Source organism: Elusimicrobium simillimum, from assembly GCF_049639735.1.
Taxonomy (GTDB): domain Bacteria; phylum Elusimicrobiota; class Elusimicrobia; order Elusimicrobiales; family Elusimicrobiaceae; genus Elusimicrobium; species Elusimicrobium simillimum.
In genome coordinates this window covers 224,645-251,540 of sequence record NZ_JBEVVA010000003.1, presented here as the reverse complement: position 1 = coordinate 251,540, position 26,896 = coordinate 224,645, and the positions used below count along the sequence as shown (strand labels likewise).

Genomic DNA, 26,896 nt, shown 5'->3' with positions numbered 1-26,896 from the left:
AATTCCCGGAACTTTTTGTTCCGGGAATTTTTATTGTCTTTCAAATTCTATATCATTTATTGTAATTTTATCAGGCACTCTGTAGTCAATTTTTTCATTATTAAATTTACGTAAAATATCAAATGTTTTTTTACATACTTCAAGTTTATACTTTGTAAGAGGAATGCAGTTGGTCTCAATAACTTGCGGTTTGCCGGCCTCCGGTGTTTTGTAAAAAAGCAGAAAGCCAAGTTCCGATAAATCTGTAGGAACTTCTTCCATATAATCAATATTATCAGAAGCCTGGTCAACTAACCCCTGCGCGCTGTAGCCTGCCTGTATCTTATCCTGATGCATAAAATATATCCAGCGGCCGTCATAAAAACCAAAGGCTAAGGTAAGTTCGCCGGGTATTTGGTAGTCCAGCTGGCCATAAATACGCGCGAAAGAATTTTGCGGGTAGTTATTGTCTTCGCTAATTTGTTTTTTACCTTTGGCAGAGGTCCATTCTTTGTATATTTCGCTGTCTATGGTGTTGCCGGTTCTCTCTTTGTAACGCATGGCGGATTTATACCAGAGATAATGCGTTTGTATGGCGGCGACGGCTTTGTTGGCCTCTTCGTTAATTTTAACGGATTTTTTATAATTGGCAAACACTACGCCCAATACCGCGAAGAATATAAGACATACCGCCAATATTACTTGATCTTTTTTCATCTTTACCCCGCCCTAAAATACCGTTATAACCATGCCGTTTTTATTAGCCATTTCTATGACCTCGGGCATGTCTAAAATAAGTGTTTTGTGCGCTTCAATAGCCAGTACTTTTACGCCGGCTTTTATATTGGTTTCGATAGTGCCTTTGCCTATGATAGGCAGGTCAAAACGCAAATCTTGGTTGGGCCTGGCGGCCTTTACCACAATAAGACTATGCTTTGTTTTATTACTTTTTTTGTAAAGCTCGCCCGCGCGTTCTATACAGGCGTCCGTGCCTTCCATACCTTCAAGCGCTACTACCGCTCTGTCGGCAACCACCACCGTCAGGCCTATGTCTAAACTTGATAAAGCCCTGGCAACCTGTATGCCGTAGGTTATGGTTTTTTCTTCTTCCGCCGAAGGTTTGGTTTTGGTAAGCAGACCGGGGCCGGGCATATAATCTTCTAAAAATAAAGCGGAACTTAAAAACTCTATACCGTCTTTTTTAAATTCATCTATGATTGCAGTTAAAATGGTTTTGGGCTGCATGTCTTTAAGCCCCGCCAGCATTTTAGCGCCGCGTAAATCAGGCATGATATTACTAAAAATGGCGGTGTGCTTTACACGCCCCGCCATTAAAATTTGCGTAACACCGTTTTCTTTAAAAAAATTTATGCCTTTGCTCATCTGCCCCATTTTAAACTCTACCACACTGTGGCTGAGGGCAGAAAAGTCCTCCGGGTTGGCATTGCCTTTTATGCAAGCGGTATACACAGCAACGCCGCGCTCTTTAGCTTTGGCCGCTATATAAAGGGGCATTTTGCCCTCGCCCGCTATTATGCCTATTTTTTCCATTTTTGCTATTCCGCCTGGTCTTCTTCCGTCATTTTCATTCTGGCCATGGCCATGCCGCGTTTGGAATTTTTGCAAAAGTCCACCATGTGCTTGGCTTCCGGGGTTGCCGCCTGTTTTTCAGCCTCAACTAAAGCTTCGCTGAAAATAAGGTCAGACATAAATAAAATTTTATATGTGTCTTTAATAGACTTAATTGTTTCGCGGCTGAGGCCGTTGCGCCTTAAACCTATTATGTTAAGCCCCACTAAGCCGGCTCTGTAGCCCTGCGCTGTGCAATAGGGCGCGATATCTTTATGTATGCCTGTAGCGCCCGATACCATTGCCATGCTGCCCACTCTGCAAAACTGGTGCGCGCCGCAAAGGCCTGATATTATGGCCCTGTCTTCTATAATAACATGCCCCGCTATGCCGCAGGAGTTAGCTAAAATAACGCCGCTGCCTACCTGACAGTCATGCGCCAAATGCGCGTTTGCCATAATTAAGCAGTTGTTGCCAAGCCTTGTGGGTACTTCTAAATCTGTGGAGCGGTGTATGGTAACACACTCTCTTATTTTGTTGCCGTCGCCCATTACAACCATGGTAGGCTCTCCTTTGTAAGACAAATCCTGTGGTTTTATGCCCACAAAACAGCTGGCGACAAGCTCGTTATTTTTGCCCATTTCGCAATGCTCTACAACGCAGTGCGGGCCAATTTTGCTGCCCGCCCCTATTTTTACTTTGGGGCCTATAACTACAAAGGGGCCTATTTCTACATTATCTTCTAAAATCGCGGTTTTATCTACTACGGCTGATGGGTGGATATTTACAGGCATTTAGTTCTCCTTCTACTTTTTATCAGTCAAAATATAATTAAAATAACCTTGTACGCACAAAGTTCCGTTTGCGTAAGCCTCCGCGTATATACGCGAAATCTTACCAAAACGTAAAATTTGCATTGGCATAAGCACAGTATCCCCCGGTTTAATCATACCCCTGAACTTAGCCTCGTCAATGCTTAAAAACATGGGTACCTTGCCGTTAATGCCCCTCATAAGCGCAGCCCCCGCGCACTGTGAAATACTTTCTATAGTAAGCACGCCCGGCATAACCGGCATACCCGGAAAATGGCCTTTAAAAAAGTCCTCTTCCCCGCTGTACTTTCTTACGCCTACATAATATTTACCCTCTTCTATTATGTTAACATAATCTACAAATAAAAACGGGTCTCTGTGCAAGATAGTGCTAAGCACTTCTTCATGCGTAATTACCTTGTCCGCCTTTTTATCTAACAAAAAAGCCAGGTTCAGTTTTTCCTCAGCCATCTATATCCCCCTCAGCAAGTAATTTCTTGGCCAGTTCAACATTATATTTGTGCCCGCCCGCCCGCGCAAAGACATGCATGTCTTTAAGTACGCAGCCGGTAAGCGCCAAATCGCCTATCATATCAAGTATTTTATGGCGCACCATTTCGCCCTCAAAACGCAAAGGTGATGAAAACCCGTCTTTAGTTATAACAACGGCGTTTTCAGTTGTGCCGCCTTTGGCAAGGCCGTGCTTCTTTAAAAATTCTAATTCTTCCACAAAACCGAATGTTCTTGCGGGGGCGATTTGCTCAAGGTAATTATCTTGGTTAAATTCCAAAGAATATTCCAGCCTGCTTACCAGCGGGTGGCTGTGCACAAAAAGGAAACTGTATTTTAACCCGTCGTAAGGTTCAACCAAGTAAGAAACATTTTTATCTTCAAATTCTATTTTTTTACTAATTGTGAGAACGGGCATTTTTTTATCTAACTTTTTTTTGCCGCATTCTTTAAGAGCGTCCGCGTAAACTTGTGAAGAACCGTCCATAACAGGCGGTTCGGGGCCGTCCATAGAAATTAAAATATCGGTAATGCCAAGCGCCACGCAGGCGGACATAACGTGCTCAATAGTGTGCACTTCCGCGCCTTTGTATTTTAAGTTTGTCCCGCGCATTGTAGATGACACATTATCCACAACCGCTTTAATAGGTTCTGAGTCTTTGATATCCGTTCTTAAAAAATAAATGCCCTCTTTATCATACGGCTCAAAGGACATATTGCTGGGTTCCCCCGTGTGCAGCCCTATGCCTGATATTGTTTTTTTATTTTCTATTGTATGCCTAAACATATTTACCCTTGGTTTTCTAATTTCTTTTTAATCTCTTTTATATCTTTATATAACTCCGGCAATTTTGATTCTATTGCGTAAATTTTTAGCATCTGCCCGTAATCTCTCTCGGGGGTGCCAAAAATTTTGGCGCCTGCGGGCACACTGCCCATAACGCCTGTTTGCGCGCCTATCATAACGCCGTCGCCTATTTTAATGTGGCCGACAATGCCTACCTGCCCGCCAATAACAACGCCGCGGCCTACTTCTGTAGAGCCCGCTATGCCCACCTGAGATACTATAATGCTGCCCGCGCCTACTTTAACATTATGCGCCAGCTGCGTGAGGTTATCCACCTTGGCGTTTACGCCCACTACGGTGCTGTCAATTTTTGCCCTGTCTACGGTTGTGTTAGCGCCAATTTCAACGTCGCTTTCAATTATAACATTGCCTACTTGAGGTATTTTTTCATGCTTGCCGTTAATAAGCACAAAGCCGAAGCCGTCGGCGCCTATAACTGCGCCCGCTTCTAAAATAACATTATGTTTAATAATACATTTTTCCCTTACCACAACATTAGGGTAAAATAAACAACCGTTGCCTATTGTAACGCCGCGGCCTATGTAAACATGCGGGTAAAGCGTAACATTGTCGCCGATGGTAACATCGTTTTCTATAACGGTGTAAGCGCCTATATTTGCGTTAGCGCCTATTGTTACGTTTTTACCTATTACGGCTGTGGGGTGTATGCCCTTATCAAACTTAGGTTGCGCCTCGTCAAAGTATCTAAGTATTAGTGTAAACGCCCATTCCGGGTTGTCTGCGTAAATGGCGTTGCCTTTAAAATCTATTTTGCCTTTAGCGGCGGTGGGGAAAATAACGCAGCCCACATTGTCAAGCGGGGCTTTATTTTTGGCCGGGTTTGACAGATAGCAAATGCCATCCTGCTGCGGGTTATCTATACTGCAAGGCGTATTTATAACAAAATCTGCTTTGCCAACCAATTCGCCGCCTGTGATTTTTACTAAATTTTCTAAAGTTATATTCATAGCGTACCTCTTAATATTTTATCTCCGGCGCGGTATCTTTGTCCAGCCCCACCACTATGGCGGCCTCTTTATCTTTTTTACCCTTGCGGTTCTTTTTGGTCTTTTTAATTCTGTCCATAAAGTCCGCCGTTATGTCCACCGGTTTTTGCCCGTATAAAATGTCTTTTTTATTAACTATTATGGCGATATTTCTTTTTTGCGCGTAAAGCTTAAGCTCTTCGTAAATATCGGCTAAAATCTCTTGTACTTCAAGGCCTTCTTCCTGCTTGACTTTATTTTTGGTGTCGTATTTTTGCTGTTCTATGGCAAGTTCTTTGTCGTAAATAACAGCTATATTATTTTTTATTCTATCATTATACTTCTCTGTTACCAAATAGGAATCAACAGGACTGTTAAACCTTATGTCCGCGCCGCTAAACACTATGTCGCGCACTATAGAATCCACTTTATCCTGCGTTAAAAAATCTTTAGGAACAGGATAAATTTTTACGTCTTCACCAAAATAATTGGCTTTATAAAAAGGTTTGAGCTTTTGCAGCCCCTCGTCCAAAAGAGCCGTCTCTTCCCGCAGGAACTCAACGTCCTTTTTTAACTCTTCTATCTCAAGCGCCTTTGACTGCAGTTCCGACTGTAAAGACGCTTTAGTGTTAGAAGTCCAGGGGTGGTTTTTAAACACATACGTTATGTCTAAATACGCGGCGACGGGCGCACCGGGCGCGTCCTGCGGCGCCTGGGCGGACAATGCCTGCCCCCTCACACCTACGGCGGCGGCTAATAAAAATATTAATAGAAGAATATTTTTTTTCATTTAAACTCTCTGCCGCGCAGCATACTAAACTAAAAAGAATTAGACATATTAAAGTAAAACTTAGCCCTTGAGTCGCCGGGTTTATGGTTAAGGCCGTAACCCCAGTCTATACGTATAGGCAGCTGCGGCGTGGCAAACCTGAGGCCTACGCCTACGCCGGCTTTAAACTCGTCCTGGTCAGAACCTATTTTAAATTTAATATCATCTACACTCTTCCATGTATTACCAATATCTAAGAACGTGGCAAGCTGGGCTATGTTACGCCTGCCCTCTCTGGCAAGCGGAAAGCGCAGCTCTATGTTAGACACAAAATATAAATCGCCGCCGTCCGGCGGGCCGACTTCGCCGGTGTGGTCATAACCCCTTACAGTATCCGCGCCGCCTATAAAATACCTTTCATAAACGGGCACTTCTTTTGTTCTGCCGTAAGGGTTGGTAGACGCAAATTTATTAGACCATACAAAAACAACCGGGTAATTGCCGCCAATATTAAAAACCGTGTGGTTAAATATAGAACGCAAACTTACCGTCCACAAATCCAAGTCACCCATAAACGGGCCGCCGGCAAGTTCTAAACCTATAGAGTTGCGCCAGCCTGAGGTAGGGTCCCACATATTATCGCGCGTGTCTATAGCAAAATCCACGCTGAAAGACGAATATAAGGTATCTTCTTTCTTTATATCATTTTGGAACTGGTCGTCAATGTCATAAATTTCGATATTCTGCAAAGTATAGGCCATGCTGAGCAAATAAATATCTTCCGAAAATCTGGGCCCTATGCGCACGCGTCCGCCGATACGTCGGTCAGTATAAGCGCGGGATTCATCCTGATACGGACGGTAACGCCTGGTATTAAAAGCGTCTACACCAAAAGAAACGGGACGGTCAAACACCCACGGCGTTGACCAGCCTATAGAATAGTCCAACAGATTTTTACCAAACTGCGTACGTAAATTAAGGCGTTGCGCCCTGCCAAATAAATTCATGTGGCTGAGGCTGACCTCGCCATATAAACCGTCCAGCGAAGACATGGCTATACCTGCGCTGAACATGCCGGGGCGGCCCTCGGCCACTTCAAAGTCCACGTCAACTCTGTCCGGGCTTGGCGTGCCTGATATTTTGGGCTCGGCATTATTTAAAAAACCAAGGTTCATAAGTTTTGTCTGACTGCGTTTTATTTTAGCGGCGCTAAACAAATCCCCGGGTTTAACGGTAATTTCCCTTGCCAAAACGTTCTTTTTGGTTGTTTCGTAGCCGGAAACGTCCACGTGGTCCACATAAAAAATGTGTGATTCCGAAATGTCAAAAGTAATATCAAGCTTGCCGTTTTCGTCAACTTTTTTAATAGGGTTAATTCTGGCGGCGAGGTAGCCGTTGTCGGCGTACTTTTCGCTAACGTCCTGCCAGGTAAGGCCGAAGCTTTTTTCTTTATACTTTTGGCCCGGGCGGTAAAACACAAGTTTAGCCAGTTCTTCGTCAGAAAATACTGTATTTCCCTCAAAGGTTGTTTCACCGTAAAACGCTTTTATACCCTCGGTAACTTCGTAGCTGAGGGTGATTTCGCTTTTATCTTCATTCATGTCTATTTTGGGCTGGGTTATGTTGTACTCACTGTAACCTTTGTTGCGGCCGTAGAGAATCATTTTAGACAAGTCCGCCTGTAAGTTTTGCGGTTTAAATACTTTGCCGGGGCGGTTGGCGCTTTTTTTAATAACTTTTTCAGCGGGTATTTGCGCGGCGCCGTCCATATCCACCACAAATATTCTTGCCCTGGCGCCCTCGTTAATAATAAGCGTAACTTCCGCCGTGCCAAACTCTTTATTAAAAGTTGTGCTGTAGGAAACATTGGCGTTGATATAACCCTTTTCGGCATATTTTGCTTTAATACGGTCCATATCCAGCGAAAGTTTGGTTTCGTTGTAAGGGTCTTTAAGTTTAAGCGTCATAGCCTCTGTAATAGCGTGGCGGCTGAGCTTTTTGCGGCCCTGGTAAATTATTTTGTCAAAGATAGGTTTTTCCTGCACTTTGTAGGTAACTTTGTGGCACTGGTAGGCTTCTTTATCTTCTTTGTTTTTGCGGGTGCCCTTAGAGGGAGAAAGGTCAACCTCGACATTGTCAAAGTTGCCAAGCGCGATTATGCTTTGCATATCTTCATATACGTAGCTTTTTTCGTACATTTCGCCCTTTTTGGCGTGCGCGGCCTTTAGCACCGTCTTAGGCGTTATATTGTTAAGCCCCGTTACGGCCGTTTCGCAAACCATCCAGGGGCCTACAGGGTCCATTTCTTCTTCTGCGGCGGCAACTATGGCCGACGATAAAAATAGTAAAAATAGTAGTTTTTTCATTCTTTTAAAATAACTCAAAATTGGTAAATAAAAACCCGTACTCAATTGTTGCAGCACGGGTTTTTAAATTATAAAACTTTCCTTATTTAGAGGGTTTTGTAACAAACCCGCCTTTCATGCATCTTGTGCAGACATAGGCTGTTTGGGTTTTACCGTCAAGAACCAGCTTCTGCTTTTGAAGATTGGGGTTAAAAGTTCTATTTGTTTTTTTGTTGGAATGGCTGTATGAACCGCCTGATACAGGGCCTTTTCCGCATAATTCACATTTATATGACATACTCACTTCCTAATACTAGTATTTAATTTATATATACATTATAACAAAATTTAATCTGTTTTTGCCTTATTTTCTCTATACACCGTTTTAAGCATAAACGGTACCAATATGAAGCTGGGCACCGTCAATACGCAGGTCACTATAAAGAAATTGGTGTAACCAAGCGCCATTTGCAGCTTGCCGCTGACCATATTGGGTATCATCATGCCAAGCGTCATTATACCTGTGGATATGGCGTAATACGACGTACTGTACTTGCTGTAGCGGCTTATATCCATAACAAAAACTGTAAAGGCCATAAAGCCTAACCCATAGCCAAACTGCTCTAGCGTAAGCAATGTGCCCACAACCAGCAAAGACGGCTTATATACAGACAATATTACATAAAATATATTGGGTACATTAAGCAGCGCCACAAAAGCCCAAATACACTTTTTAAACCCGTATCTGGCCAACAGCACACCACCTATAATATTGCCGGCTATTAACGCCGCCATTGAAACTGTGCCTCTGACAAAACCAAAAGTCTCTGTAGTTAAACCCAGGCCGCCCTCGGCCGCAGAGTCCAGCATAAAAGGCGCTATCATTTTTTCCAGGCTGGCCTCGCCAAGTCTGTAAAGTAAAATAAAAAGTATTATTACAACAATATTTTTTTGCGTAAAGTAAGATTTAAAAACAGCCCAAAAATTATCAAAAACATTAGTTTTTTCAACCTTTTCATTGACTTCGCTGGGTAAAATAAAAAGATGATACACCGCCGCCAGCGCAAAAAATACGCCAAGCGCGCACATAGTAATAGTCCAGCTTAACGATATATCTCCCGTCTCACGCTCTATAAACCCGGCCATCATTACTAAAATACCGCCGCCAAAAATCATGGCAAGACGGTAAAAAAGCGTTCTTATGCCTACATAAAAAGACTGGTCTTTATCAGTAAGGCTCATCATATAGTACCCGTCTGTAGCTATATCATAAGTAGCGCTTATAAATGCGCCCGCGAAAAAGCCCAGCATTGAAAATATAAAAAATTGGTCAAGTTTAAATGTAAACCCGATAAGCACAAAAATTGCCGCCAGCGCGAACTGCGCCGACAGCAGCCACTTTCTTTTGGTAGAAGCGCTTTCTAAAAGCGGGCTCCAAAACATTTTTAAAACCCACGGTAAATATAAAAAGCTTGTCCAAAATGTCATTACGTCTTTGCTTACGCCCATTTTTGTATATACTACGGCGGACACTATGTTAATAACAACATATGGCAGCCCCTCGGCAAAATATAATGACGGCACAAACAACCACGGCGCAGTATTTTTTTGTGACATTATAACCTCTTTTTATTTCATATCCGCCCTAAAACTATATTATAATAATTAAACAAGGAGAGTAACATGACAACAATATTATTTATTGCTTTAGCGGTTTGCTGGGGCAGCGCGTTTTTAGCAACCAAAAATATCGTGGACAGCATAGACCCTATGTGGGGCGCGTTTTCAAGAGTATTTTTTGGTTTTATTTTTTTAACGGCATTATTTGCCATAAGGCGCAAAAGCATAAAAGTGCCCACAAAAGAACTTTGGAAGCCGTGGGTGCTGAGCTTGCTTTTGATTGCACTGCCTTTTATTTTTATGTTCTGGGGCCAGCAGTATATACCGTCCGGCGTGGCGGGCATATTTAACGCGACGGTGCCGTTGTGGGTGTTTTTAATAGCGGCGGTAACGCTTAAAGGGGAAGACGCTTTTAACTGGCGCAGAGCAGTGGGCGTATTAATAGGTTTGGGCGGCATATTTTTTATAATGTACCCTAAGCTGCACTTTAGCGGAAGTATGAGCGAGTTTTACGGCTGTGGCGCGCTGCTGTTAATGGCGGTTTGTTACGCGCTGGGCAATGTGGGCACAAAGTATGTTATGGTAGACCATAAAACTATTTCTATTGAGGGCAACGTATTTCAGCAATATTTATTTTCAGCGGTGCTTTTACTGGCGCTGTCACTTGCTTTTGGCACAATGCCGACGGCAGCGGCTTTTACGCCTAAAGTAATAATTTCCATGATTGTGGTAGGCGTATTTTCAAGCGCGGTTGCGTACCTGATACTTGTGGAGCTTATTAAAAGGCTTGGCGCGCTGCGCGCATCTGCCGTTACGTATTTGGTGCCTTTAGTGGCCTTGTCTTTGGACTTTGCCGCTACAGGCAGAATACCGTTATTTAATGAAATTGGCGGCGTATTATTAATTTTCTTCAGCTTATTTTTAATACAAAAACCGCTTAAAAAATAGTTTTAATAAGATTGCCTATAAAAAAATCCTCTTTCATTATGAAAGGGGATTTTTTATTTTCCTCTCCCTTTTAGGGGAGAGGAGGCCAAGCGCATAGCGCGGCTTGGTGAGGGTATTATACACAACTATTCTGCTTTTATAAAACTAGAAAACTTATTAATAACAACTATAGCACCCTCACCCGGACTCACTACGTTCGTCTCGACCTCTCCCCTAAGAGGGAGAGAAAAACTTTATTTTACTTTTGGAAATACTGTTATTCTTAGGTGCGTGGCGCCGTATGGTACCAGTGTTACTGTTTCTTTTTTACCTAATTTATTTTTTATATTTTTAGGTAATTTGGGCGTAAACTCAAAGGGCCCTTTTTCTTTAACGCTCCAGCGTTTTTCCCAGTCGGCATATTCGGCCATGGTATAAAGCGGTTTTTCTGTTTTCCAGTCTTTCACTTTATATGCCGCGGCTTTTATGGTGACGGGGGTATTACCGATAGTCCACGGGTTGCCCTTAAGCGGGCGTTCGTGCACCTCAAAACGGCTTGTATCAAGCGCGTAATTCCACGCTGATTTTGGCGCCAGGTTATAGGCTGGCAATTTTTTATTTTGGCGTTTTTCCGCTTTATCAATTTTCCAATTTTCTTCCATTTTAAGCGAATATACCAGAGGCCCGCGCTGCACATATACTCCGCCGCCGGGATAATTTTTTACTTCTATTTGCATAGGCAAATACAATTTTAACGTGTCGCCGTTTCTAAAAACAAAGTTTTCAAATGTTACAAAACCGGGCTCTAAAACGGTATCCAACAAACTGCCGTTAAATTCCAAACTTGCGTTTTTACACCAGGCGGGTATACGCACAGTAAAGCTGAACTTTTGCGCCTTAGCCGTTTTTATTTTATAAGAAATAACGTCAGAAAACGGGTAAGATGTTTCGCACGTAATCTCGGCGTTTTTATATTTAACTTTACCGGGGGCGATAAATACCGCCGCTATGCCGTCCGCCGTTTCCATCCACTGCCTGGCGGCAAAATTTGGTATGGCGCGGTTAACGTTGCCGGGGCAGCATTCTGTACCGGGGTTGGGCCGGTAGCTCATCCACTTTTGCCCGCGGTGGAAAAAATTGTGGTTAGTATTATTGGCGGCAACCACTTGGTTGGGGGCGGAAAAATATTGCAGCCCGCCAAAATCATCACTCTTTACGGCGCCCGGCAAAGCATTATAAATAGCCGCTTCTATCATGTCTGCATACTCCGCTTCTCCGGTAGCCATAAGCATGTAGCCAAGCGCCCAGGTCATGTCTGTAATATCGCAAACCTCACAACTGTTAAGCTCGTCTTCCACTTTGCCAATGTGTTCAGCACTAAGGCAAACGCCGTTAAGCAGCACCATATCTTTAAACAGTTTTTTGTAACCATTAACAGCCGCTTTTAAATATTTTTTATCACCGCTGTATATATACGCTATGACAGCCAGTTTGGTTAACTCATTAAACGTAACGCCGTGGTCATACGGGCGCACATTACTTGTTAAATTTTTTATTGTGGCGGTGTTTTTGGGGTTGGCTTTTAACCACGCTTTATAATTTTTAAAAGCGATATCTAATATTTTTTTATCACCAGTTTGCTCATATAGCCAAACCATAATTTCAAAATTACAAATTTCTCTATGAAATGTATGGGGCGAAGTTTCGCTCTTATAATGTTTAAGCAAAGCTTTTAAAATTTTTTTATCTTTAGTGGCGCTATACTGCGCCATAAGCGCACGGAAAAATACCGCGTGCGGCCAGCGGTGGTTGCCGCCCGGCGCCTTCATATAATGCGGGCCTATGTAACCGTCTTTATCGGGGTTAGCAATTGCGTAATCGGTTTGTCTTTTAGCACGGGTAATAAGTTTTTTATCGCCCGTAAGATAACCGCATTTTATAGCGCCGTCCACCCAGTAACCAGTTTGCTCAAAGGGCCACCAGTCATCGGTACCGCCGTCAATAAACTTGCGTGTTTCCCAGCCCGGCGTGTCAAACGGATAACCCGCCGCCTCAATATTACCCGTAAGCCCGGTTGACTGCATTTTCAGCCAGTCTTTTACCCAGCCTGCGGGGGTAATATTATTTAAAGAAGTCTCTTTAAAAACACGGTTTATTTTCATGCCTCGGCCTCTTTTACTTTAAGCGTAAACAACGCGGCTATTATAAAACAAATGCCTGTAAGCGCAACCGCAACAATTTGGTTTTGTTGCCCTATGGCAAGTAAAATACCGCTGTAAATAAACGCGCCCAAAATCTGCGGCAGCACAATAAAGAAGTTAAACACGCCCATGTAAAAACCCATCTTCTCGGCCGCTATAGCGTTTGAGAGCATTGCGTAAGGCATAGACAAAATACTTGCCCAACCTATACCTAAAAGCACCATGGGGAAAATAAGATACTGCGGTGTTAAATTTACGCCAACCTTAGTTAACCCAAGCGACGCCATGCCAACACCCGCCGCCACCAAACAGCCTATATGTATTTTTTTAGCGGTATATTTTTTGGTCAGCCAAATAAGCGCGAAAGCGAATAAAAACGCCACACCGTTATATATGGAAAAGCATACCCCCGCCCAGTTTGACGCCGCCTCATACTGCGCCGTACCGCTGGTAAACGCGCCGTACACAGCCTTGGCCACGCCGCCTGAAAAGTTTGTCCATATGCCAAACATGCCAAGCCACGTAAAAAACTGTACTAATGCTAGCTGCTGCATGGTTTTGGGCATGCTGGCAATGCCTTTAATAATGTCGGTAAACATCGGTGTAATGCCGCTGGTGTCAGCCTTATGTTTTTCAAAAGCGGCAATGTCTTTGGGCGGTGTTTCAGGCGTGGTGACTATTGTAATTATAATAGCCGCTATATAAACAACCGCGCCTATTGTAAAAGAAAGTTTTACCGACATCGGTATATGCCCGGCTGCGGCCATGCTGGAAACGCCGAACCACTTTGTCAAAATAAAAGGTAAGGCAGACGCTATTACCGCGCCCGCGCCAATCATAACGCTTTGCATGGCGTAGCCTGTTTTGCGCTGGTCTTGCGGTAAAATATCAGCGACGAAAGCTCTAAAGGGTTCCATACTTACGTTAACAGCGGTATCTAAAATCCACAACATCATAGCGGCCATCCAAATGGCGTGTGAGTGCGGCATAATTAAAAGCGCTAAACTTGCAAATATCGCGCCGCCTAAAAAATAAGGGCGCCTTCTGCCAAGGCGGTTCCAGGTGCGGTCACTGAAATAGCCTACTATGGGCTGTACTAAAAAGCCTGTGACAGGCGCGGCAAGCCAGAGTAAAGGTATGGCGGCTTCGTCTGCGCCAAGGCGTGAGTAAATGGCGCTCATGTTTGCCATTTGCAAGCCCCAGCCAAATTGTATGCCAAAAAAACCAAAGCACATAAACGCTATTTGCGTAAGTGTTTTTTTAGATTGTGTATGTTCCATAATCCTCCCGTGCAAAGTAGTTTACCCAATCATTATATATAGTTTTCCCCGCCTTGCAACCGGGTTTTTAATAATTAAATTTATAAAAGCACCCTCACCTGCTTTTCTGCATGCTGCTACGCAGCAAACAACGCGTCAAAATTTCCTCTCCCCTAAGAGGGAGAGGAAATTATTAGTGCTGTTATGCCGTATTCCGGTTCGGTGTTATAAGTGCCGTTGTAGAAGAAAATTTTCACAGGAGTTTGAGTAAAATTTCTATTTTCTTTGGACGATTAAGTACTTAAGGCGAAGCGTACGGTGAGTTCAAAGAAAATAGAAATTTTGCCAAAATCCGAAGAAAATTTAAACCGCTGATGAAACCTAAGTGAACATCGTGAGCGAGACACCCGGGACGCGAAGCGCACAAAAAAAAGCCGCTCATATGAGCGGCTTTTTTATTCCATGTCTTCGAAATCTTTTGTTATGCTTTGGTCCGGCATTGTTGTTTCTACCATTTCTAAGAGGCGCATGTCGCTGGGGTACTGCACCATATCTTTAGCTTTGGGAATGGAAACCCAGCGCACTGCCAGTATTTCGGAAGCGTCGGGCTTGCCTATGCGGCCAAGCTTTTTCATAAGATACCACTGCACGGTTTTTTTAATGTAATTGCCCTGAAAGGTAAAAGCGTAGCGCACCCTTATTATAGGGCGTACTATGGAAGCTTTGTAACCTGTTTCCTCTAGCACTTCTCTAAGGGCGGCCTGACGCGGGGTTTCGCCCGGCTCGATATGGCCCTTGGGAAATGTCCAAAGCTTTTTGCCCTTCATATTTTTTACCTGCACAAGAAGCACTTTTCTACCGTCTAAAAGCACCCCCCCGCAGGAAAACTCTGACACTATCATTATTTTCCTTGTGCGGCCTCAAAAGCGTAAGCCGTTTTTAATAAAGTATCTTCTTTAAATTCATCCGCGTAAAACTGCAAACCTATCGGCAAGCCTTCGCTGTTTTTGCCGCACGGCACGGAAATGCCGGGAATCCCGGCCATGTTGCCGGGGCAGGTAAAAAGATCGGCCAGATAGGTATTAACCTGGTCGTCGGCGCTGCCAAGTTTTTTGGCTACCACAGGCGAAGTAGGCGTTATAATAACATCCACATTTTTAAACGCGTCTTTAAAATTTTTGCGTATAAGCACTTTAACCTGGCGGGCTTTTACGCAGCAGGCTTCGTACTTTTCTTTGCTTAAAACGTAGTGGCCTATCATAATGCGCCTTTTAACTTCCGTACCAAAACCTTCCATGCGGGTTTTGCTGTAAAGCTCGTCCAGGTCTGCGGCGGACGGTGTTTGGTAACCGTACCTTATACCGTCAAAGCGGGATAGGTTGGAGCTTGCTTCGGCGCTGGTTAAAATGTAATAACACGGCGCGCTGTATTTGGCAAAAGGCAACGGTACGTCCACCAGCTCCGCGCCAAGTTCTGCCAGTTTGTTTTTAGCGGCTTCAAAAGAATTTTTTATTTCGTCATCAAGATTATCAAAAAAACCTACGGGGATACCGACTTTAAGACCTTTTAAATCTTTCTTAAAACCGCCGATAATATCCTGTACGGGCTCCAGTGCGGAGGTAGAATCTTTTTCATCATACCCGCTTATTACGCCGTACATAATGGCGGCGTCTGTCACGCTGCCCGCAAGCGGGCCGACCTGGTCCGCGCTGGAGGCAAAAGCTACTAAACCGTATCTGCTTACTCTGCCGTATGTAGGCTTAAAACCCACTATACCGCAAAGGCTGGCGGGCTGCCTGATGGAGCCGCCTGTGTCAGAACCTAAAGTTGCAGCTACCATGCCCGCAGCTACGGCGGCGGCGCTGCCGCCGCTTGAACCGCCGGGTATTCTGCTGGTATCAACAGGGTTTTTAACGGGCCCATAAACGGATGTTTCGTTGGTGGAACCCATGGCGAACTCGTCCATATTAACACGGCCTATTATAACAGCATCCTGGTCAAGCATTCTCTGCACAACGGTTGAGGTATAAGCGGAAACATGATTAGAAAGCATTTTTGAGGCGCAGGAAACCTTGTGTCCTTTATAAAGCAAATTGTCTTTTATGCCTATAGGTACGCCGGCCAACGCGCCCAGCTCACCGCCGGCCGCTTTTTTAGCGTCTATTTCTTTAGCGCGGGCAATGGCTTCGTCCTCAAACACTTCTATAAAAGCGTTGATTTCGGGGTTTTTTTCTTTAATAATTTTAAGGCTTTGTTGGGTAACTTCCAACGCTGTAGTTTTGCCTGTGCGTATATTTTGTACTATTTCAAAAACGTTCATATTAAAGCACCTTTTTAACCTTTGCCATATTATCTTCAGACTCTGTAAAAGCGGCTATAATAGCCTCGCGGCCGGGGAAAACGGAGGCCTCGTCCGCGCGTACATGCTGCGCGTTAGCGGCGGTGTCTTCTGTTACGGAAGACGTGTCGACTTTAGAAAGCTCGTCCAGCCAGCCAAATATGCTTTCCATGTTCTTGCTCCAGTCTTTTAGGTCCGCCTCTGTAAATTTTAATTTGGCGCTTTTGGCAAGGCGCTCTATTTGATTTGTGTCCATAACTGCTCCCGCGCTTTCCGGTGCGGAAAGCTGAATAATTAAATACATTTTATATAATTTAGAGAGTTATTTATATTATTTAGTATTTTAGGAGATTTTATGGCAGAAAACACACCGCAACCCCAACAAGTAGAAACGCATTTAACGCTTGCCGTAGTATCGCTGTGCCTGTCATGCTTCAGCGGCTTTTTGGCCGCCGCGCCCGCGCTGGCAAGTTTAATTTTTGCCTTAAGGGCGGACGATAAACAAGATTTAGGCGAAATGGCGCAAGCTAGAAAATCCGCAAAGTACGCGCAAATACTGGGGTGGATATCCATAGCATTGATAGTTTTGCCGTGGGTGGCTATATTTTTATTTGTAGTAGTTTTTGGCGTAGGATTGGCCGGATTGGCGGCTATTGCGGCTTAAAGAGCACTTTTTAACGTTTATATACACATCCAAACAACCGTAGGGGCGGAGCTTGTCTCCGCCCGTCGTTATTTATAAGGTGGATGTCCACGTCGGCGCGTTAACGCGCCTCCTCAACATGACTTTATTTTAATATTTACCGGGGCAGGCCTAAAGAGCGGCTATTATACGCTCGGTCTTGGCGTCCATTTGCGCGCGCAGTTTGGGGGTGGCGTCGTCCATGCCGGCAAGGTGCAATGCGCCGTGTACGGCATAGGTTAATAATTCTTTTAAAATGCTTTGTTTATATAACAAGGCATTTTTTTTGGCTATATCAAAGCAGACAAAAATATCGCCAAAGGCAAAATCTTCCATGTTTTTATCATAATCATAACCAAACGAAATTACGTCAGTCTCATAATCATGGTTAAGAAATTCTTTGTTAATTTTATGTATTTCTTTACCATCAACAAAAATCAAATTTACCTCGCCTTTAAGCTTGCCGTACTTACCAAGCGCGGCGGTAACGCCGTTTTTATACAGCGATGTTTTACGGTAATGTTTGGGTAAATCTGTTTTGTAAAAAACGTTTATTTTCATTTCTTTTTCTCAAATTTCCCATAAGCTTCCAGAATTGCTTTTACAAGCGGGTGGCGCACAACGTCCTCGCCGGTAAACTCTACCACTGCTATGCCGTCAACGCCTTTTAGTATTTTGGCCGCCAGCATAAGGCCGCTTTCTTTTTTAATAGGCAAATCTATTTGCGTAGGGTCGCCGTTTATAATCATGCGTGAGTTGCGGCCCATGCGGGTTAAAAACATTTTCATTTGCTCGGGCAAGGTATTTTGCGCTTCGTCCAAAATAATAAAAGCGTTTTCTAATGTGCGCCCGCGCATATAGGCAAGCGGCACAATTTCAAGCGTGTTGGAATATTTTAAAGCGCGGAATTTCTCAGCACCCAACATAGTATTAAAAGCGTCATACACGGGCCTTAAATAAGGGTCTACTTTTTCGTTAATGTCGCCCGGTAAAAAGCCAAGCTTTTCGCCCGCTTCCACTATAGGGCGGGATACTATTATTTTGCCCACCATGCCCAGCTCCAGCGCGCGCAGCGCGCAGGCACACGCCAAAAATGTTTTACCGGTACCAGCCGGACCCACAGAGACAACCAAGTCATTAGCGAAAATGGTTTCTATATATTTATGCTGGTTTTTGGTGCGTGGTTTTACGGGCGCGTTATGCGCGGGGTAATACAGCACGTCGCCGTCAAACGCTTTTGCGCTGGCGGTGCGCTGCATTGTTATAATGGTTTCTTTATTTTGAAGCAGTTTTTTAATGGTGGCGGACGCTTTGTCCACACGTGAGTTGGGGCCCGACAGCGACACTTCCGCCCCGCCGCCGTCTTCCTCATAGCGTACAAAAATTTCTATTTTAAATTCTTTTTCCAACGCGCGCAGGCGGGCGTCCTGCTCGCCCAGCACTAAAAATATTTCGTCCTGGTTTTTTAATTTAATTTTTTTAATCATATGGTTTTATTCTGAAAATAACGGGCGGAGACAAGCTCCGCCCCTACATATTGTTTTTATAAGGCAGATCCTCAGGATGGCTTTTTTATATAAACTTGCTTCTGCCGCGCGGCAGCACCACTATGCCCGAAGGGTCAATAAAGTACCTTTGCGCGTCTGACTGCGGGTCGTGCCCTATTGTCTGGCGTTCGCCTATTACGTTAAACCTGTCTATAATAGCCTTTCTTACCTTAGAGCCTTTTTTAAACTCGCAGGAATCCATAACCACGCTGTCTTCCAACACGCAACCCTCGTGCACTATAATATTGCTGCCCAGCACGCAGTTACGCACCACGCTGTGCGGGTGTATAACACAGCCGCTGCTGATAGAAGAATTTTCTATATTCCCGCCCAAAAACATTGTGGGCGGCAAATGCGCTGTGGTGGTGCTTATGGGCCAAAGCGGGTTGTTAAGGTCCATTTTAGGTTTGGGACCCAAAAGGTCCATATTAGTTTGCCAGTAGGCCTCTATGTTACCAACGTCGCGCCAGTAACCTTGTTCTTCATAAGGTTTGGCGCCGGGTAACTTTTGGCTGGGGAAGTCATAGGCGAAAGTGCGGTATTCCGTTAAAATCTTGGGCAGAATATGTTTGCCAAAGTCTAAGGACGGCACATCGCAAAAACGTTTTTGCAGTACGCGCATAAGCGCGTCCGTATTAAAAATGTAATTGCCCATAGACGCGTAAGCGTATTTAGGGCGGCCGGGGATGGCCTTGGGGTTTTCGGGCTTTTCTTCAAAGCGGGTAATGCGGTTTTTATTATCCACGCCAAGCACGCCAAAAGACGTGGCTTCCTCAAGCGTAACAACATTGGCGGCCACCGTAACGTCGGCTTTGTTAGCAAGGTGAAAGTCTATCATTTGGCCGATATCCATGCGGTACACATGGTCCGCGCCGAATATCGCCACCAAATCAGGCGCGAAATCTTTAATTAAATTAACGTTCTGCCGCACAGAGTCTGCCGTGCCCCTGTACCAAATTTCGCCCAGCCTCATTTGCGGCGGAACGCAGGTTAAAAAATGGTCGCGGCTGATACCGTCCGTCTTCCATGTTGTGCGTAAATATTCAATTAATGACTGCGAAAGGTATTGCACCAAAATATATGAAGCGAAAATATTTGAGTTGACAAAATTGGAAAGCACAAAATCCACAATTCTGTACTTGCCGCCAAAAGGAACTGACGGTTTGCTTCTCTCTTTAGTCAGCGGGTAAAGCCTTTCGCCTTTGCCGCCGGCCATTATCATACCCAGTACTCTCATAAGTAGCCCCTTTACTAATTTAATGATGCCGGAAACGTAAAAGCTTAGTTGGAACCAAGCGGCAGCTTTTTAGACATTTGCTCAAAAGCTTCCCAGGTCCAGGGCATTCTTTCGGCAAACATTACTACTATAGCGTCCGCGTAGTCTCTTATTTCTTTTTGCGCGTGTTTGTCTGCGCGCAGTGAAATAAAGTTAAGCAAACTTCTGGAGTTTACGGTCCAGTAAAATTGGGTGTATTGGCAAACGGGTAAAATGCCGCGGGCCATTTCGCGCGCGACGCCGGCTTCCAATAATTTTTTGTAGGCTGAGTAGGAAGCTTCCACGCTGTCCTCATATATTTTTTTAAGCGCGGCATTGTCTAAATCAGAAGAAGACAAAGAGCCTTGCTTATTGTGCGTGTCCTGCACGCGAAATTCCGAAGGAATGTAAAATTCGTCTTTAACCTCGGTATATCTGGCGCTGACTTCGTTGTAAGAGGCCCAGCGGTGTCTCATCCACTGTCTGGCTATATAAATAGGGCAGCAAATGCGGAACTGAAAAGTAGAATGTTCAAACGGGCTGTGGTGGGCGTTTTCTAAAAGATATTTAATAAGTTTTTTATCTTTTTCTTCCCCTTTAGATTCTGAGCCAAACGTAACGCGCGCGGAACTTAACACACGGTTATCGCCGCCCATAAAATCTACCAACTCCACAAAACCTTTGTCTAAAACTTCTATTCTTTCAGTCATCACTGGTCTCCGTTACTTAAGTTTATAAATTTCTAAAATTGAATTGCCCGAATCATACACCTGCGTAACCAGTACGCCGCGAGCCCCGCCATAAGATACCGCCGCCAAGTCATAAATAACGCCGTCGGACTCAAGCTCCGCGAAGGTTTTAAGCGTAACGCCGTTCCAGCCCACAAAGCGTATTACGCCGCTTTTGTATATGCCAAAGCTGTCGGCCACTACCGCTACTTTAGGTAAGTTTTCGGCCACGGCAAAAACGTGTTTATCCGCGCTGCCCACATATGTTATAGGCAGAAGCACACGCACTATTGTGCTACCCATATTAAACCTTACCGGCGTGGTGGAGTAGGCGCCGTCGTTTAAATCTATTTTTTTACCTTTGGCGGTAAGTATTTTGATTCTGCCGTATTCGGTGGCGAAAATAGAATCCTCTTTACCGTCGCCGTCAAAATCGTCCACGTTATACGCGCTGAACGTGGCCTGCGTGCTGGATTTTACGGGCATTTTGGTATATTTAAAATTGTTTTTCTTAGCGTTATATTCAAGCGTGCCGACAGGCGTTGTTTTAATTTCATTATGCCTGTAAATTTCCTGCCCTAAAAGTACCGTGCCGCCGGGCATAGCGGCAACCTTAGCCATCCATTTAAAAGAACCTGTCTGGCTGATTTTGCCATCGGCAATTTCTAAAACAAGCGTTGTTGTTTTGGCGGAAGACTCCTCAAAAACAACGGCGTAAATTTGCGGTGTGCCGGTGCCTTTAATATCGCCGGCGGAAATAGTTAAAATTTTCTTGTAAGGCGAAACAGCGTGCTCTAAATAATCTTTGCCGTCCATGGTAATAATTTTGACTTTATTGCCGGACTCCAGCGCCATTACTATATAATCTTTACCGCCCAGCTTAATCATGGTTGAAGAAAGCACTTTGTCCGCTATAGGCTGCGATTTGTACAGCATTTCAACATCTTGCATGGGGGCTTCTTCTTTAAGCGCGGCTTTGGTAACAATTACCGGGGTCTGCGCAGGCACGGCGGCGGCATCCACTTCCATCTTTTGGCCGGGTTTTGTTTGGTATTCAACAGCTATAGAGCCAACCGCGTACATATCCTGCACGCTTGTTACCGTAACCGTGGGGCCGTACTTATGTATTGTGCCAAGGCTTACGCCTTTATGGTTTTTAAGTTCTTCAGAACTTTCCACCAATTTTAAAGAACTGCCTTGTTTAAGTTTGGAGCCAAGCTCCGTGGTATCAATGTAAATTGTTTTTCCGTCTTGTTTTGCTACGTAAGCAATATCCTGCGCAAAAACGGTTCCTGCAAAAAGTAGTGTAATGGTTATGTATATATATTTTTTCATATAATAGATATATACCATTTTTGGACCATTTTTTACACGTGGATTTGTACAAAAACGGCCGTTTTACGGTTTTATGCCGGGTTTGCCAACGTAAAACTTACCGTTTTTAGGAGAGGACATGGAAAAAGAATTTAAAGATTTTGTAGCCACAACCAAAAAACTTATTGCCCCCGGCGGCTGCCCGTGGGACAGAAAACAAACACATGAAACGCTTATAAAATGCCTGCGTGAAGAATCAGAAGAAGTTGTAACCGCCATAGAAAATAAAGATTTTGAAAATTTACAGGAAGAGCTGGGCGACCTGCTGCTGCAAGTAGTCTTTCACGCTAATCTGGCCGAGGAAGAGGGAAAGTTCACACTAACCGACGTTATAAACGGCATAAACGATAAGCTTATCCGCCGCCACCCGCATGTTTTTGGCGGCGCCAAAGCCTGCGCTACGCCTGAAGAAAGTTTAGCACTGTGGAGAGAAGTAAAAGCCAAAGAAAAAGCCGAAAAACTGAAGAAGTAATATTAAACAACAAAGCATAAAATTTATTTATAACAGCACATATTTGTGTGTAGCACCCTCACCCGGCCTAAACGCCGACCTCTCCCCTAAGAGGGAGAGGAGATAAAACAAGTGCCGTTTGCCGTTCCCTAAGCGAAGCGCAAGGGCCCACCGAAATAAATCAGTGCCGTACCCCTCCTTTAACATATAAGTGCCGTTACTCCTGCCCCGCAGTCATGGAGAGGCAACATCATAAAGTTTTTAAGGGCATTTTTTGAATTCTGTCTGAGTAAAAAATTTATAAGGTTGCAGTACTACAGCAAAATTTTTTACGAGTTATTCAAAAACCCTTAAAAGACCTTACTCGACCACGGCGGGGCGAGATTTTTGCTTACTTTTTTACGATAAAAAAAGTAAGTCGCGCTCAAAGCGCGAAACTATTTACACTCACAAAAGATAAAAAGCCCCGCTCAAACGAGCGGGGCTTTTTTATTTAATCTAATTTTTTTAGCAACGGAAAAAACACTATCTCTCTTATAGAATCTTGCCCCGTTAGCAGCATTATCAGGCGGTCTATGCCTATACCCATACCACCCGTTGGCGGCATGCCGGACTCTAAGGCCTCAATATACGCGGTGTCAACAATTTCAGAGTTATCTTTATTGTCTTTGGCTTTTTGGGCGGCCTGGTCTCTAAGGCGTTCGGCCTGGTCCGCCGGGTCGTTAATCTCGGTGTAGGCGTTGCCAAGCTCGCTGCCGCAGACAAACGCTTCAAAGCGTTCTACTAAAGCCGGGTCACCCTCTTTAGTTTTGGAGAACGGGCTGACGGCTGTAGGATAGTCCATCATAAGTATCGGGTTAGTATAGTGGACTATTATTCTTTCGTCAAAAATAGCGTCAAATATTTTACCGCTGGACTCTTCTTCATCCACTTTCAGGCCAAGACGTTTGGCTAAAGCTATTACTTCCGCTCTTTTAAATTCACGGCCGTCTAAAATATTGTGAATGTCTTCGCCAACATATTTCTGCCACGCTTCTGGCATAGAAACCCTTTCATAAGGCGGTTTAAGGCTGACTTCTTTGCCTTTAAACATGACTGTTTCCACGCCGATAGCGGCCGCGGCGTTGGATACCACGGCGTCAAAAACGTCCGCCATTGTGTTGACGTCGCCGTATGCCTGGTAAAGTTCCATCATGGTAAATTCCGGGTTATGCGTGGTATCGATGCCTTCATTGCGGAACATTTTGCCTATTTCATAAATTCTATCTATGCCGCCAACCACAAGACGTTTGTGGTAAAGCTCTAAAGCTATACGCATGAAAAGCGGCATTTTAAGCGCGTTGTGAAATGTTTCAAACGGTCTTGCTATAGCACCGCCGGCGTCTGGCGTTAGGGTAGGGGTTTCAACCTCAAGGTAACCCATGCCGTCAAGCGTTTTGCGTATGGAGCTGATGATTTTGGCGCGCTTTCTAAAAATATCGGCAACGTCTTCATTGGCTATAAGGTCAACGTGGCGGTTGCGAAAGCGGATTTCAGTATCCTGCACGCCGTGCCATTTTTCAGGCATAGGGCGGATAGCTTTGGATATTAAATTAACGCTGCCCGCTTTAATTGTTTTTTCGCCTGTTTTGGTTAAAAACATATGGCCCGATACGGTAACAAAATCACCTACGGAAACGTGCTTTTTGAAAAAATTATATTTTTCTTCACCAAGAGTATCTTTCTGCGCGTAAAACTGTATTTTGCCCGTAAAATCTTTAATATGCGCGAACGCCGCTTTGCCCATAAGCCTGAGTTGCACTACACGGCCTGAGACGGTTACGTTAGCGTCTATTTCTGCGTCCATAGCTTCTTTTGCGCTGTTTACGCTGCCTGAGCGGGCCGGGTATGGGTTAACGCCTGCGGCTTTAAGTTCGGCAACTTCATCGTATCTTTGTTTAATTATTTCCGCTAAAGAATTTTGCGGTTTTTGTTCATTATTTTCTGTCATAGTTTCCTCTTGGTAATGCGCTATTTTGCGCTGTACTTATAATTTTATCAAATTGACAGCGGTTTGTTTAATGGATAGAATAAATGAAAGGGAGAATACTATGAAAAATTATAAATCACGCCATAGCTTAGCAAAGGCGGAAGGTTTTACATTAATTGAAGTGCTGGTAGTGGTAATGATTATAGCCATACTTGGCATTATCGCCGTACCGCAGTATATAAGAATAGTTGAAAGAAGCAGAATGTCAGAGGCGCAGGTAGCGCTCAAAGCCGCGGCGGAAAGCATACAAAGGGCCGAAAAAATAAAACACGGCATTGTGGGGGAGAACAACTGGGATATGATTGATATAAAAATGGGCGGAGACTATGATAAAACCACCCACACATACACAACATCTGACTTTGTGTATACATTAAATGAACAATCCTTAAGCAGCGTTAAGCACACTTTTATTAACGCCACAAAAAGAGAAGCCCCTTATTACAGCATGGAAATGCATGTAAACAAAGGGGATTTATCACCAGTTATATGCACTTACGCTACCGGAGACACTAAAGCAAAATCCGCCTGCGAAGACGGCGGCTACACGCAGTCTTACCCAAACCCGGGCAACAACAATAACGGTCTTACAAGACCGTAACAATATAAGTTTTAAAACCCCGCGTAAAACGCGGGGGTTTTATTTTATACATTTTTTAAGAAATGGGTAGTAAAGGTCCGCTTTTAACGGGTACTTTATTTCATTAGGTTTATCTTTAGCGGTAAAATTTACCGGGGCGCCGTCTATAACGCAAAGCGGGGTTTGCTCGGCCGCTTCACCCATTAAAATGGACGCCGCCGCCGCAAGAGAGTCGGCTATATCTACCATTGTCATAGTAAGCTTGCGCCCGTAAATATCTTTTTGGCCTACATAATTTTTTACGCCGCTAAAGCCCGAATACGCTACAGCCGCGCCTATTACGCCGGCACGCAGCGGCAGTATCATGCTGTCGGTAATAATAATACCAAGTTTTTTTACTTTATATTTTTTTATCAGCGCGGTGCGTAAAACGCGGGCAAGTTTGTAAGAATCTTTAGGCAGCAAAATTGTTTTACCGCCCTTGGAATTGGACTGGTCTATACCTGCATTGGTCATAACCATGCCGTCTTTAATTGTAAAGTAACAAAGGTATGTTTTAAGCGCGTAGGAACTTTCCTTTTTTATAAGCGCCTCATAATCTTTTTTACTAAGCTGGGGCAGTGTGCGGCCCCCGCTAAGCGCGGCTATTTTGGATGACAGCACAATAATAGCGCCCTCACTTATTTTAGGAATGTGGTTAAAAATAAAATTTGTCAGATTTTCTTTTTCTTCAAATATTCTTGTTTTAATTGGTGTAAGTTTCATAATTATCACTCAAAGGGCGCTACAAAATAAGCAAAAACTTCGTTAGATAAAAACATGCCGTCAAAACTTAATTTTATTTTTTCTTTATCACTCTCTAAAAGATTTTTGCCTATAAGTTCTTCAATTTCTTTGCCAAAATATTTTTGCATTTCCTGCGTGTAATCTATACCGCCAAGCTGGCGCAGCGCTATTAAAATTTGTTCGCCTAGTTTTTCTTTACCCTGCAAACTTTCTTCAAACTCACGTACTGGGCGGCCATTATTTATTTTATAAATATATTCCATGGGGTCTTCTATATTAGAATATCTTACGCCGCCTGTGTAGCCCGCCGCCGCGCTGCCTATGCCAAGATACTCACTGCCTTGCCAGTAAGATGTATTATGTTTGCTTTCATAGCCGGGTTTAGCGAAGTTTGAAATCTCGTAATGGTTATAACCCGCCGCCGCTAAAGTATGGTGGGCGTATTCCAGCATTTGGCGCATTAAAATTTGGTCTGGGTTAAAACCCTGCTCAAAAAGTTTTGTGCCCTCTTCTATCTGTAAACCATATAAAGAAAAATGCTCTGGGTTAAGCGACAAAACAGTTTTTATATCTTCTTCAAAATCCTGCATGGTTTGGTTTTGTACACCGCAAATTATATCAATATTAATATTATTAAATCCCGCCGCGCGTAAGGCGTTATAAACAGCTAAAAACATTTCTTTATTATGCACGCGGCCAAGCGTACTCAGGTGCTTATCATGCGTGCTTTGCAAGCCCAGGCTAACACGGTTAAAACCGTATTTTTTAAGTAATTCTATTTTAGCGCTGTCCAAGCTTTCGGGGTTGGCCTCGAAGGTGGATTCCTTAAAATTTTTGATAGGGCCAAAGTTTTTTTCTATATCATCAAAAAGTATTTCCAAATGCAAACGGTTTAGTACGCTTGGCGTACCGCCGCCTATATATAAGGTAGGCGCCTGAAAATTTTTATTAAGTTCCATCTCGCGCCCAAGCGCACGTACATAATCCAAATGTATCTCGTTGCGACCTGGGTATGAGGCAAACGCGCAATAATTACATTTTTGTTTGCAAAAAGGAATGTGAATATAAATGCCAGTCATAAACTCCTTACTTTTCTCCCTTTCGTAAAGGGAGTGGCCTGCAAGGCCGAGGGATTTATCACGCTGCGTAGCAGCTTACCATAAATGCCGTTGAATACCATCATTAAATCCCTCCCCCCTACGGGGTACTCCCTTTACAAAAGGGAGAAATAACGGCGCGTTATTTTTAAAAACATTAAGTCATGTTGAGCAGACGCGTCAACGCGCCAAAGTGAACATCTAC

27 protein-coding genes are annotated in these 26,896 nt (G+C 44.0%); 4 read left to right on the top strand and 23 right to left on the bottom strand.

All coding sequences use genetic code 11. The annotated features are described in order from the left end of the window. Nucleotides 1-30 precede the first annotated feature (30 nt). The 10 genes from AAIR98_RS01825 to AAIR98_RS01780 form a co-directional block, all read right to left on the bottom strand. The gene (locus AAIR98_RS01825) at nucleotides 31-696 is read right to left on the bottom strand and encodes a hypothetical protein (RefSeq protein WP_423970545.1); all 666 of its coding nucleotides are present in this window, start codon (nucleotides 694-696) and stop codon (nucleotides 31-33) included. A gap of 12 nt (nucleotides 697-708) precedes the next feature. Next, on the bottom strand, nucleotides 709-1,530 hold the full coding sequence (locus tag AAIR98_RS01820) for an LpxI family protein (RefSeq protein WP_423970544.1): 822 nt from the start codon (nucleotides 1,528-1,530) through the stop codon (nucleotides 709-711). 5 nt (nucleotides 1,531-1,535) lie between these two features. After that, nucleotides 1,536-2,342, bottom strand: a complete 807-nt coding sequence (lpxA, locus tag AAIR98_RS01815) for an acyl-ACP--UDP-N-acetylglucosamine O-acyltransferase (RefSeq protein ID WP_423970543.1) — start codon at nucleotides 2,340-2,342, stop codon at nucleotides 1,536-1,538. A 12-nt stretch (nucleotides 2,343-2,354) separates the two neighbouring features. Beyond that, nucleotides 2,355-2,831, bottom strand: coding sequence for a 3-hydroxyacyl-ACP dehydratase FabZ family protein (locus AAIR98_RS01810; protein ID WP_423970542.1), 477 nt, complete (start codon nucleotides 2,829-2,831; stop codon nucleotides 2,355-2,357). Further along, a complete protein-coding gene (gene lpxC / locus AAIR98_RS01805; protein ID WP_423970541.1) occupies nucleotides 2,824-3,657 on the bottom strand; it encodes a UDP-3-O-acyl-N-acetylglucosamine deacetylase in 834 nt (277 codons plus the stop codon). Before lpxC ends, AAIR98_RS01810 begins: the two co-directional genes overlap by 8 nt. Nucleotides 3,658-3,659: 2 nt before the next feature. After that, nucleotides 3,660-4,685, bottom strand: coding sequence for a UDP-3-O-(3-hydroxymyristoyl)glucosamine N-acyltransferase (lpxD, locus tag AAIR98_RS01800; RefSeq protein WP_423970540.1), 1,026 nt, complete (start codon nucleotides 4,683-4,685; stop codon nucleotides 3,660-3,662). Between the two features lie 10 nt (nucleotides 4,686-4,695). After that, nucleotides 4,696-5,493, bottom strand: coding sequence for an OmpH family outer membrane protein (locus AAIR98_RS01795; RefSeq protein WP_423970539.1), 798 nt, complete (start codon nucleotides 5,491-5,493; stop codon nucleotides 4,696-4,698). A gap of 29 nt (nucleotides 5,494-5,522) precedes the next feature. Beyond that, nucleotides 5,523-7,838: an outer membrane protein assembly factor BamA gene (bamA, locus tag AAIR98_RS01790; protein ID WP_423970538.1), complete on the bottom strand. Its 2,316-nt coding sequence runs from the start codon at nucleotides 7,836-7,838 to the stop codon at nucleotides 5,523-5,525. A gap of 82 nt (nucleotides 7,839-7,920) precedes the next feature. Then, nucleotides 7,921-8,115, bottom strand: coding sequence for a 50S ribosomal protein L28 (gene rpmB, locus AAIR98_RS01785; protein ID WP_423970537.1), 195 nt, complete (start codon nucleotides 8,113-8,115; stop codon nucleotides 7,921-7,923). 50 nt (nucleotides 8,116-8,165) lie between these two features. Next, nucleotides 8,166-9,434: an MFS transporter gene (locus tag AAIR98_RS01780; protein ID WP_423970536.1), complete on the bottom strand. Its 1,269-nt coding sequence runs from the start codon at nucleotides 9,432-9,434 to the stop codon at nucleotides 8,166-8,168. A gap of 66 nt (nucleotides 9,435-9,500) precedes the next feature. Between AAIR98_RS01780 and AAIR98_RS01775 the strand changes: the two genes are divergently transcribed. Next, the gene (locus AAIR98_RS01775) at nucleotides 9,501-10,385 is read left to right on the top strand and encodes a DMT family transporter (protein ID WP_423970535.1); all 885 of its coding nucleotides are present in this window, start codon (nucleotides 9,501-9,503) and stop codon (nucleotides 10,383-10,385) included. 233 nt (nucleotides 10,386-10,618) lie between these two features. On the opposite strand, the gene AAIR98_RS01770 is transcribed toward AAIR98_RS01775, so the two are convergent. The 5 genes from AAIR98_RS01770 to AAIR98_RS01750 form a co-directional block, all read right to left on the bottom strand. Then, the gene (locus tag AAIR98_RS01770) at nucleotides 10,619-12,526 is read right to left on the bottom strand and encodes a beta-L-arabinofuranosidase domain-containing protein (RefSeq protein ID WP_423970534.1); all 1,908 of its coding nucleotides are present in this window, start codon (nucleotides 12,524-12,526) and stop codon (nucleotides 10,619-10,621) included. Further along, nucleotides 12,523-13,845 (bottom strand): MFS transporter, encoded by a 1,323-nt coding sequence (locus AAIR98_RS01765; protein ID WP_423970533.1) that lies wholly within the window; start codon nucleotides 13,843-13,845, stop codon nucleotides 12,523-12,525. Before AAIR98_RS01765 ends, AAIR98_RS01770 begins: the two co-directional genes overlap by 4 nt. Nucleotides 13,846-14,279: 434 nt before the next feature. Next, the gene (locus AAIR98_RS01760; protein ID WP_423970532.1) at nucleotides 14,280-14,726 is read right to left on the bottom strand and encodes an NUDIX hydrolase; all 447 of its coding nucleotides are present in this window, start codon (nucleotides 14,724-14,726) and stop codon (nucleotides 14,280-14,282) included. Continuing rightward, nucleotides 14,726-16,144, bottom strand: coding sequence for an Asp-tRNA(Asn)/Glu-tRNA(Gln) amidotransferase subunit GatA (gene gatA / locus AAIR98_RS01755; protein WP_423970531.1), 1,419 nt, complete (start codon nucleotides 16,142-16,144; stop codon nucleotides 14,726-14,728). Before gatA ends, AAIR98_RS01760 begins: the two co-directional genes overlap by 1 nt. Before the next feature lies 1 nt (nucleotide 16,145). Further along, the gene (locus AAIR98_RS01750) at nucleotides 16,146-16,418 is read right to left on the bottom strand and encodes an Asp-tRNA(Asn)/Glu-tRNA(Gln) amidotransferase subunit GatC (RefSeq protein ID WP_423970529.1); all 273 of its coding nucleotides are present in this window, start codon (nucleotides 16,416-16,418) and stop codon (nucleotides 16,146-16,148) included. A 99-nt stretch (nucleotides 16,419-16,517) separates the two neighbouring features. Here AAIR98_RS01750 and AAIR98_RS01745 point away from each other — a divergent pair, with 99 nt between their 5' ends. Further along, on the top strand, nucleotides 16,518-16,826 hold the full coding sequence (locus tag AAIR98_RS01745; RefSeq protein WP_423970528.1) for a CD225/dispanin family protein: 309 nt from the start codon (nucleotides 16,518-16,520) through the stop codon (nucleotides 16,824-16,826). Between the two features lie 150 nt (nucleotides 16,827-16,976). On the opposite strand, the gene ybeY is transcribed toward AAIR98_RS01745, so the two are convergent. The 5 genes from ybeY to AAIR98_RS01720 all read right to left on the bottom strand — a co-directional run bounded on the left by ybeY (nucleotide 16,977) and on the right by AAIR98_RS01720 (nucleotide 21,709). Continuing rightward, nucleotides 16,977-17,405, bottom strand: a complete 429-nt coding sequence (gene ybeY, locus AAIR98_RS01740) for an rRNA maturation RNase YbeY (RefSeq protein ID WP_423970527.1) — start codon at nucleotides 17,403-17,405, stop codon at nucleotides 16,977-16,979. Next, nucleotides 17,402-18,331: a PhoH family protein gene (locus tag AAIR98_RS01735; protein WP_423970526.1), complete on the bottom strand. Its 930-nt coding sequence runs from the start codon at nucleotides 18,329-18,331 to the stop codon at nucleotides 17,402-17,404. Before AAIR98_RS01735 ends, ybeY begins: the two co-directional genes overlap by 4 nt. Nucleotides 18,332-18,416: 85 nt before the next feature. Further along, nucleotides 18,417-19,628 (bottom strand): glucose-1-phosphate adenylyltransferase, encoded by a 1,212-nt coding sequence (locus AAIR98_RS01730; protein WP_423970525.1) that lies wholly within the window; start codon nucleotides 19,626-19,628, stop codon nucleotides 18,417-18,419. 44 nt (nucleotides 19,629-19,672) lie between these two features. Beyond that, nucleotides 19,673-20,356 carry an FAD-dependent thymidylate synthase gene (gene thyX, locus AAIR98_RS01725; protein WP_423970524.1) on the bottom strand — a complete coding sequence of 228 codons (684 nt, stop codon included), beginning with the start codon at nucleotides 20,354-20,356 and terminating at the stop codon, nucleotides 19,673-19,675. 12 nt (nucleotides 20,357-20,368) lie between these two features. Then, complete coding sequence (locus AAIR98_RS01720) at nucleotides 20,369-21,709, bottom strand: hypothetical protein (RefSeq protein WP_423970523.1); 1,341 nt, start codon at nucleotides 21,707-21,709, stop codon at nucleotides 20,369-20,371. A 118-nt stretch (nucleotides 21,710-21,827) separates the two neighbouring features. Here AAIR98_RS01720 and AAIR98_RS01715 point away from each other — a divergent pair, with 118 nt between their 5' ends. Further along, on the top strand, nucleotides 21,828-22,220 hold the full coding sequence (locus AAIR98_RS01715) for a MazG family protein (RefSeq protein WP_423970522.1): 393 nt from the start codon (nucleotides 21,828-21,830) through the stop codon (nucleotides 22,218-22,220). A gap of 472 nt (nucleotides 22,221-22,692) precedes the next feature. Here the strand turns inward: AAIR98_RS01715 and lysS are convergent, their stop codons facing one another. Next, nucleotides 22,693-24,189 carry a lysine--tRNA ligase gene (gene lysS, locus AAIR98_RS01710; RefSeq protein ID WP_423970521.1) on the bottom strand — a complete coding sequence of 499 codons (1,497 nt, stop codon included), beginning with the start codon at nucleotides 24,187-24,189 and terminating at the stop codon, nucleotides 22,693-22,695. Between the two features lie 100 nt (nucleotides 24,190-24,289). Between lysS and AAIR98_RS01705 the strand changes: the two genes are divergently transcribed. Continuing rightward, entirely contained in the window at nucleotides 24,290-24,829 is a 540-nt protein-coding gene (locus AAIR98_RS01705) for a type IV pilin protein (RefSeq protein ID WP_423970520.1), read from the top strand. A gap of 39 nt (nucleotides 24,830-24,868) precedes the next feature. Here AAIR98_RS01705 and AAIR98_RS01700 read toward each other — a convergent pair whose 3' ends face one another. Then, on the bottom strand, nucleotides 24,869-25,573 hold the full coding sequence (locus tag AAIR98_RS01700) for a coenzyme F420-0:L-glutamate ligase (RefSeq protein WP_423970519.1): 705 nt from the start codon (nucleotides 25,571-25,573) through the stop codon (nucleotides 24,869-24,871). Between the two features lie 5 nt (nucleotides 25,574-25,578). Next, a complete protein-coding gene (gene hemW / locus AAIR98_RS01695; protein ID WP_423970518.1) occupies nucleotides 25,579-26,673 on the bottom strand; it encodes a radical SAM family heme chaperone HemW in 1,095 nt (364 codons plus the stop codon). Nucleotides 26,674-26,896: the final 223 nt, after the last annotated feature.

Coding starts and splice junctions, on each gene's coding strand:
- AAIR98_RS01750 (WP_423970529.1), bottom strand. CDS start 16,418: ATGGACACAAATCAAATAGAGCGCCTTGCCAAAAGCGCCAAATTAAAA.
- bamA (WP_423970538.1), bottom strand. CDS start 7,838: ATGAAAAAACTACTATTTTTACTATTTTTATCGTCGGCCATAGTTGCC.
- AAIR98_RS01705 (WP_423970520.1), top strand. CDS start 24,290: ATGAAAAATTATAAATCACGCCATAGCTTAGCAAAGGCGGAAGGTTTT.
- lpxA (WP_423970543.1), bottom strand. CDS start 2,342: ATGCCTGTAAATATCCACCCATCAGCCGTAGTAGATAAAACCGCGATT.
- AAIR98_RS01820 (WP_423970544.1), bottom strand. CDS start 1,530: ATGGAAAAAATAGGCATAATAGCGGGCGAGGGCAAAATGCCCCTTTAT.
- AAIR98_RS01715 (WP_423970522.1), top strand. CDS start 21,828: ATGGAAAAAGAATTTAAAGATTTTGTAGCCACAACCAAAAAACTTATT.
- lysS (WP_423970521.1), bottom strand. CDS start 24,189: ATGACAGAAAATAATGAACAAAAACCGCAAAATTCTTTAGCGGAAATA.
- gatA (WP_423970531.1), bottom strand. CDS start 16,144: ATGAACGTTTTTGAAATAGTACAAAATATACGCACAGGCAAAACTACA.
- AAIR98_RS01765 (WP_423970533.1), bottom strand. CDS start 13,845: ATGGAACATACACAATCTAAAAAAACACTTACGCAAATAGCGTTTATG.
- AAIR98_RS01735 (WP_423970526.1), bottom strand. CDS start 18,331: ATGATTAAAAAAATTAAATTAAAAAACCAGGACGAAATATTTTTAGTG.
- AAIR98_RS01760 (WP_423970532.1), bottom strand. CDS start 14,726: ATGATAGTGTCAGAGTTTTCCTGCGGGGGGGTGCTTTTAGACGGTAGA.
- thyX (WP_423970524.1), bottom strand. CDS start 20,356: ATGACTGAAAGAATAGAAGTTTTAGACAAAGGTTTTGTGGAGTTGGTA.
- AAIR98_RS01770 (WP_423970534.1), bottom strand. CDS start 12,526: ATGAAAATAAACCGTGTTTTTAAAGAGACTTCTTTAAATAATATTACC.
- AAIR98_RS01825 (WP_423970545.1), bottom strand. CDS start 696: ATGAAAAAAGATCAAGTAATATTGGCGGTATGTCTTATATTCTTCGCG.
- AAIR98_RS01730 (WP_423970525.1), bottom strand. CDS start 19,628: ATGAGAGTACTGGGTATGATAATGGCCGGCGGCAAAGGCGAAAGGCTT.
- AAIR98_RS01810 (WP_423970542.1), bottom strand. CDS start 2,831: ATGGCTGAGGAAAAACTGAACCTGGCTTTTTTGTTAGATAAAAAGGCG.
- hemW (WP_423970518.1), bottom strand. CDS start 26,673: ATGACTGGCATTTATATTCACATTCCTTTTTGCAAACAAAAATGTAAT.
- AAIR98_RS01775 (WP_423970535.1), top strand. CDS start 9,501: ATGACAACAATATTATTTATTGCTTTAGCGGTTTGCTGGGGCAGCGCG.
- ybeY (WP_423970527.1), bottom strand. CDS start 17,405: ATGAAAATAAACGTTTTTTACAAAACAGATTTACCCAAACATTACCGT.
- rpmB (WP_423970537.1), bottom strand. CDS start 8,115: ATGTCATATAAATGTGAATTATGCGGAAAAGGCCCTGTATCAGGCGGT.
- AAIR98_RS01700 (WP_423970519.1), bottom strand. CDS start 25,573: ATGAAACTTACACCAATTAAAACAAGAATATTTGAAGAAAAAGAAAAT.
- AAIR98_RS01720 (WP_423970523.1), bottom strand. CDS start 21,709: ATGAAAAAATATATATACATAACCATTACACTACTTTTTGCAGGAACC.
- lpxC (WP_423970541.1), bottom strand. CDS start 3,657: ATGTTTAGGCATACAATAGAAAATAAAAAAACAATATCAGGCATAGGG.
- lpxD (WP_423970540.1), bottom strand. CDS start 4,685: ATGAATATAACTTTAGAAAATTTAGTAAAAATCACAGGCGGCGAATTG.
- AAIR98_RS01780 (WP_423970536.1), bottom strand. CDS start 9,434: ATGTCACAAAAAAATACTGCGCCGTGGTTGTTTGTGCCGTCATTATAT.
- AAIR98_RS01795 (WP_423970539.1), bottom strand. CDS start 5,493: ATGAAAAAAAATATTCTTCTATTAATATTTTTATTAGCCGCCGCCGTA.
- AAIR98_RS01745 (WP_423970528.1), top strand. CDS start 16,518: ATGGCAGAAAACACACCGCAACCCCAACAAGTAGAAACGCATTTAACG.